Raw genomic sequence first — 6,517 nt, forward strand, 5'->3', positions numbered from 1 at the left:
TACGACGGTTTGAAATGCACAACTTTATTTATTAATCTATTTACTATTACAATCACACTTTAAAGAGTAACTCACAATGAAAAACCAACCCAATAACTTTTCACTACGACTGCGTCGAAGACGCGGTCGGGCTGAAGTGCGGGTTATAATGCCTTCACTGTTTTTTGACCAATCCAAATATTTTGTCTTTTGAAATAGAGCCCCATACTCTACTATCAAATGAATCATCCACATTATCGCCTAGCAAATAGTATTGGTCTTCTGGGACTATATAAGGGTGCTGAATTATTCTTGATGAATCCACATTTAGACAATACAACTTATAATGAATCCTATTTTTGTCATTACTCATTCTCTCACCATTGATCAATAATCCAAGACTATCATAAGAAACGGTCTCACCAGGCAATCCAACAATTCTCATCAACCAATCTGTGTTTGGCATAGTTGGAGAATGAAAAATTACAATATCCCACCGGTTAGGCAACTGTTCCTTAAAAATATTTAGATCAGCATAAATTATTTCGCCGTTTTTAATTGTAGGTTCCATTGCCCCAGATGACATTGTAAAACTATTGTTTCGACATGAAGAGACAATTACTATAATGATCATAAATGAAATTGCCACAATTGTTTTTGTAGTATTCATTTTATTTTCATCCTCGTATTTATTTGCATTATAACGGCGTTGCGCCTAACGCGCCGCCCAGAACAACAATGACGGTTTTGTCAACGCAACTATTATTTATAAATCAGTTTTATTTTACAAATCAACTTTACACAAGAAACTAATTCTGAAAAGCTAAACCCTAATGCGACTCAATTAGACCGCATCGAAGAAGCGGTCGCTGTTGAGGCGCTTGTTAGGCAGTTTTTACTATTACTTAAAAACTTCTTTTGCATGAGACATAACTTTACTCGCTAGTCCGAATAAATCTTTACTTGTTATTTCATAATTCTCCGAGAGTTTAAATATTTCCTCAACTCTTGATTCTCTACCTTTACCAGGATCAGGGTAGCGCCCAGCCCAATTAACATAATGTGTAAGTAGTTTTAAAATCACATTGTCGCGGTTATTAAGATTTGGTATAAAATCTGATAACTCATCAAGCTGGTGAATCTTATAATCCTTTTCATTTTCTGAATAAACATTTATACCATTTTTTTCAATTATCATACCTTTAAGACAAACTTCTAGACTGTAACCAACTAGCATCAATGCGACTGCGAAATACTGACTATGACAAATTTCCCAAGTAATCACTGGAAGCGAAGAAAAATTCGGTTCTCTGTCAATTACAGAAATTGCTGCTTGAGTCAATGCTTCGGCATGAGTGAGCCAAAGAATTGGTGATTTTAAGTCTTCGCTAGTTGGAAACTTACTTATATCAACTGGGAAACCAGCAAATGTTTGGACATTACCCCACTTATACCAAGCTAAAGAACTATATCCAAATGGGTCTGATTCAAACTTCTTTTTATCGGCCATAATCTATTTATTAAAATTTGTGATTACTCATTGTCATCAAATTCTAGACTGCCTAACGGCGTTGCGTTTAGCCCGCCGCCACGAACTACAATTTAGCAAGCTTCACACAACCTTATTTATAAAATCAGTTTTGTTTAAGAATCACACTTTATAAAGCAACCAACATTGAAAAGCCAAACCCAATTACTTTTCACTACGACCGATTCGACAGAAGCGGTCGGGCTGAGACGCGGGTTAGGTTTATATATTTTTTAACTTAAGCCCATTTTAGAATGAAGATTAACCCCGTAATGAAATTAGATAATTTAATTATCCTCAGCTCAATATCTTGACTATTTTACTTTATTGCCAACCCTTTTTTTTGACTCTGTTGGTTTTATAAACTACAAGTACCTTTTATAAATGCAGTTTTAAAACCAGATTCTAAACCAATTTCAGTTGGTAGCTAACTCTCTTGGTTTCCCCTTATATAGAACTTATAAATAGCTAAACCAGTTTTTATATAAAACCAATTATTGTTTTAATTATTAAGACACAACTTGACTTGGAACCTAACGACGTTGCGCTTAGCCCGCCGCCAATAACTACAAAGACAGAATGAAAGCACAACTTTATTTATTAATCTATTTTTTATTACAATCACACTTTATAGAGCAACCAACTTTGAAAAGCCAAACCCAATAACTTTTCACTACGACCGATTCGGAGAAGCGGTCGGGCTGAAGTGCGGGTTATACAGCTACTTCTATTTTATTTATTACAAAATCATATTTATGAGGATCTAAATTGATTTTATCATATTCGAGCATGCCATAGATTGGTGTGATCTGTTTAATAAAATCTGATATCATTTCTAAGTCAACTCTTAATCCAAATATTACACCTTTTATTATCTCTGGTGGAAAATCAAATAAAAATATTGGCATTCCCGATTTGTCTTTTTCTGTGGAATTATGTGCATTGAGCAAGGGTTTCATATCTCTAACTTCACTTTCATATTTCCAATCTATTGATTTACTATAAAATACCTTTTTATATAGACTAATTGAATCTTTTGAAGAATAATCTCTATTTGAAAGTTTTATCTTTGGGCGTTCATTATCTTCTGGATAATTAACCTCACCTAGTTTTTCAAAAAATGAATTATCAGAATCTATTTTTAGTACCACTCCGGTATGAGCGTCTGCATAATGACTCCACATCAATATATCGTTGTTGATTTTTGATAAGCTTAGTATTCCCATAATAGAATTAATTATTTTCAAATATTCTACATTCATCATTGCGTGAATATCAACAGTCCCGGCATTTAACGATTCCTTTATTAATTGCTTAATTGGTAGATTTCTCTTTTTAAGTTCATCTTCTATGATTCTTTTTTGAATAGGATAAAACACTTCATATTTAATGAGAGATTTGATATCATCACTTAAATTGTCATAGTGATCTCGTAGAACTGTCTGATAATTTTGTTCCAGAAATGGTTCTTGCGTAACAACATCTAACATTTCTTCAAATTGTTCATTGTTGAAATATTCTTCAATTATTGGATACAATTCAAAAGGATCATTGAAACATATTGGTTGTGTATATCTGATACTCTTTTGAAGTAATATTTTAAGACAATTATGATATGTCGTATATTTATATAAAATCATATGCTGTATAACGGCGTTGCGCTTAGCCCGCCGCCAATAACTACAATGACGGAATGAAAGCGCAAAACCTTAATTTAAATAACTACGTTTATGTAAATCACACTTTTAAGAACTACTAACTTTGGAACACAAAACCCAACTACTTTTCACTACGACCGATTCGGAGAAGCGGTCGGGCTGAAGTGCGGGTTAGGCAGAATGCATTGAATTGTTTTTTTTTATAATAAATACATCACTCAGAATATGTCCTATTTCAATTGACTTTCGAAAACAATAATTCGCTAAATAGGCACTAAAGAAAGCACAAATAAAAATGAAGAAGAATAAAAATGTAACAAGTGTAGAATGTTCAGAACTACTTTTTAAAAATAGAAAGAGCATACATAAAAATATTGTACCAAGTGCCATGACACTCCCATGGAAATTATATCTTATTTCCTTGTGATAATAATGTTGCATATAAAAATCATTTTTGCTTAATAAATCAATCAATTCATTTCTCTGTTTTACTTTTTTGGATCTATGTTCACGAAACCTTTTTGAATATTTAGCGATTACATCTCCGTATTTCTTGATTAAATAGTTGGTTATTATATTTGAACAAATACCAACTATTAATGCAGTAATCCACCAATAAAGATCATAATTATTCATAATATTTCACTCTGCCTAACGGCGTTGCGCTTAGCCCGCCGCCCATAATTACAATGACGGATTGAAAAGCTCAACTTTATTTATTAATCTATTTATTAGTACAATCACACTTTAAAAAGCAACCAACTTTGAAATGCTAAACCCAATAACTTTTCACTACGACCGATTTGGTGAAGCGGTCGGGCTGAAGTGCGGGTTATACGCATGAATGATCTTCCTAATATTTTATAAATTCTACATAATATTCTTTATTGTTTTGTTTCCATATTCCTTTGATGGAATTATCTTCATGAAATATTCTTCCCTCAAAATAGCCATTAATTGATTCTGCTTTAAATGTCAGACTATCACTTTTTATTATCATGTTTTCAACTACTATATTGTTGTGATTCTTGTTGGGAACATCTAGATAGGATTTGAATACTCCCAATCTGGTTTTATATGTTTTCAAAACCAAATCCAAAGAATCAACATCTTTCAGACTTTTTCCTATCCATTGACTAGTTATTTGTTTTTCTTCTTCTAAATTATCATTCTTTCTTAGGCCAAGAGTAAACATTCTTCCAAAAAATATTAGGCTTCCTAATAACTGATCCTTGTTTGAATTAAGCTTTCCGCGGTAGGTGGCATCAATTTCATTGAACTTGATTCTAATACTATCTCCTGATGTTGTTATTTCATCTGTATTTATTATTAAATATCTATCTGGACTATCAAGAGCAGCAAGAAGTTGTCCATTGTTTTCCTCAATGATAATATTATATCTCATTGGCCCATTCCGAGCCTTAAATATAACCTTAGTCAAACTAGCTTCAATCAGATCTTGGCTCAACCAATTACCTACAAATTTATTGAGTTGTTGGTCTTGTGCAAATGTAGGCTGGTTCTTAGCGTTAAGCAGAATAATAACACTAACTAATAAAACGATTTTGAATAATGTTGTTTTCATTTTTACCCCTCTATATTGCGTATAACGGCGTTGCGGGTAACTTGCCGCCCAGTTCAACAATGTTTTTATTTTTAAGAATGCTTTTAATTACAAAACAACTTCACAATTGGCGCTACTGTTAAAAACAATATTTACTAAACAGAACAAACTTTATAAATACAAAAAACATTTCAATGAAAACGCGGTCAAGTTGACCCGCTTGTTAGCTGGGATCATGTTTAATATTTTAGTTTATAATTTATATAATAAGCCGGTAACTATAGAAATATCACTCGTCCTTCCGAAAGTAGAAGAATTAGATAAATAATTTGTTAAGCCATATGAATAATAAAGATTAATTGTCGTAATAACAGATTGACTAATTGAATAGTCTGTACCAAGACCAATCAATAAGAGAAAATTATTTTTATTATATAATCTTGTTTCTTCATTATCTTGGTTAATACCGATTTTACTTGTTGCTTTAATAAGGTATTCTATACCTACGCCTACATTTAAAAAAGGATTTAGATCAAGAATTTTCATTGGTGTAAATTTCACAAGGAGGGGAACATTAATATTATAATATGTATCAACAATATTGATTGCAGAGGATTTATTATTGAAAGAAATTTTTTTAATGACGAACACAGGTTGAATATAAAGAGAGATATTTTCATTAATTGGGTAGTCTAAAATTAAACCAAATATTAAACCAGACCTTAATGTTTTCTCATACTCTTCGCTATATTGAGAAGGCGAAGGCCATGTTCTGATAATTTGGTAAGGATTAAAGTTAACAATGTTACTGTAATTAATTCCACCAAGTAACCCAACTTTAATCTGAGCATGACTGTTGTTAATAATGAACAGAAAAAAAATATTTATAGTTAATATCATTCTTGTCACATTTTTCATGGTTAGTTACCTTATGTGATTTTGAAGTATCCTTTTCGTGGCTGAAAATCTGTTTTACTTCAAAACGGTCATAATAACTAACTTATTTAACGAGTTCATTTTAGCGTCCTCATAAATGTTAAATGTATTTGCCAGCTAACGGCGTGGCAACTAAACCGCTGCCAAAAGGTTTACGTTACCAATACCACGATTTATTGTTTGTGTTATTTTGTTACTTCTCTCTTTCATAAAATACAACCATGTCCCACGACAAACATTGCGACCGGCTACAGCAGTCGGTTTGAGTTGCTTGTTAGGGGCTATTGTTTTATTTTCTAATAGCATTATTTAATAATTATTATAGCGGTTAATACTATATGCGTTTTCAATGGGATCAGAGCAAAAACCTTGCTAATATCAAAAAGCACAAAATTTCTTTTGATGAAGCCAAAACAGTGTTTTTTGATGACAACGCACGACTTATATCTGATCCAGAACACTCAATAAATGAAGAACGCTTTATTATTTTAGGAATTACATCCAAATTAAGACTCTTAGTTGTTGTCCATACTTATAAAGAAAACAATGAAACAATTAGAATTATTTCCGCTCGCAAAGCCACTAAATCTGAAAGTAAATATTACCATGAGGTAAAATAAAATGAAAAAAGAATATAACTTCAGCGATTCCATCAAGAATCCTTATATAAAGAAGCTTAAAAAACAAATTTCCATTCGTATTGAAAAGGAAACGGTTGAGTATTTCAAAAAACTAGCTTTAGAAATTGATATCCCTTATCAAAATCTCATGAATATGTACTTAAGAGAATGCGCTCAAAATAATTTTAAACCTAATATTAATTGGCAAAAGTAAATGCCCCTAACGGCGTTG

General features: G+C 32.0%; 8 protein-coding genes. 2 read left to right on the plus strand and 6 right to left on the minus strand.

What is annotated here, in order from left to right; genetic code table 11:
• Positions 1–154: 154 nt before the first annotated feature.
• The 6 genes from lepB to KF816_17385 form a co-directional block, all read right to left on the minus strand.
• Entirely contained in the window at positions 155–649 is a 495-nt protein-coding gene (lepB, locus tag KF816_17360; protein ID MBX3009797.1) for a signal peptidase I, read from the minus strand.
• A gap of 231 nt (positions 650–880) precedes the next feature.
• Positions 881–1,489 (minus strand): hypothetical protein, encoded by a 609-nt coding sequence (locus KF816_17365; GenBank protein ID MBX3009798.1) that lies wholly within the window; start codon positions 1,487–1,489, stop codon positions 881–883.
• A 731-nt stretch (positions 1,490–2,220) separates the two neighbouring features.
• On the minus strand, positions 2,221–3,147 hold the full coding sequence (locus KF816_17370; protein ID MBX3009799.1) for a DUF2971 domain-containing protein: 927 nt from the start codon (positions 3,145–3,147) through the stop codon (positions 2,221–2,223).
• Positions 3,148–3,336: 189 nt separating this feature from the next.
• Entirely contained in the window at positions 3,337–3,801 is a 465-nt protein-coding gene (locus KF816_17375; GenBank protein ID MBX3009800.1) for a hypothetical protein, read from the minus strand.
• A 217-nt stretch (positions 3,802–4,018) separates the two neighbouring features.
• Positions 4,019–4,750, minus strand: coding sequence for a hypothetical protein (locus KF816_17380; GenBank protein MBX3009801.1), 732 nt, complete (start codon positions 4,748–4,750; stop codon positions 4,019–4,021).
• Positions 4,751–4,981: 231 nt separating this feature from the next.
• The gene (locus KF816_17385) at positions 4,982–5,647 is read right to left on the minus strand and encodes a PorT family protein (protein MBX3009802.1); all 666 of its coding nucleotides are present in this window, start codon (positions 5,645–5,647) and stop codon (positions 4,982–4,984) included.
• Between the two features lie 356 nt (positions 5,648–6,003).
• On the opposite strand from KF816_17385, the gene KF816_17390 reads away from it, so the two are divergent.
• Together KF816_17390 and KF816_17395 are read left to right on the plus strand one after the other, a co-directional pair.
• A complete protein-coding gene (locus KF816_17390; protein MBX3009803.1) occupies positions 6,004–6,285 on the plus strand; it encodes a BrnT family toxin in 282 nt (93 codons plus the stop codon).
• A 1-nt stretch (position 6,286) separates the two neighbouring features.
• A complete protein-coding gene (locus tag KF816_17395) occupies positions 6,287–6,499 on the plus strand; it encodes a BrnA antitoxin family protein (GenBank protein MBX3009804.1) in 213 nt (70 codons plus the stop codon).
• The last annotated feature ends 18 nt before the right edge of the window (positions 6,500–6,517 follow it).

It is taken from the genome of Melioribacteraceae bacterium (assembly GCA_019638015.1).
Classification (GTDB): Bacteria; Bacteroidota; Ignavibacteria; order Ignavibacteriales; family Melioribacteraceae; genus JAHBUP01.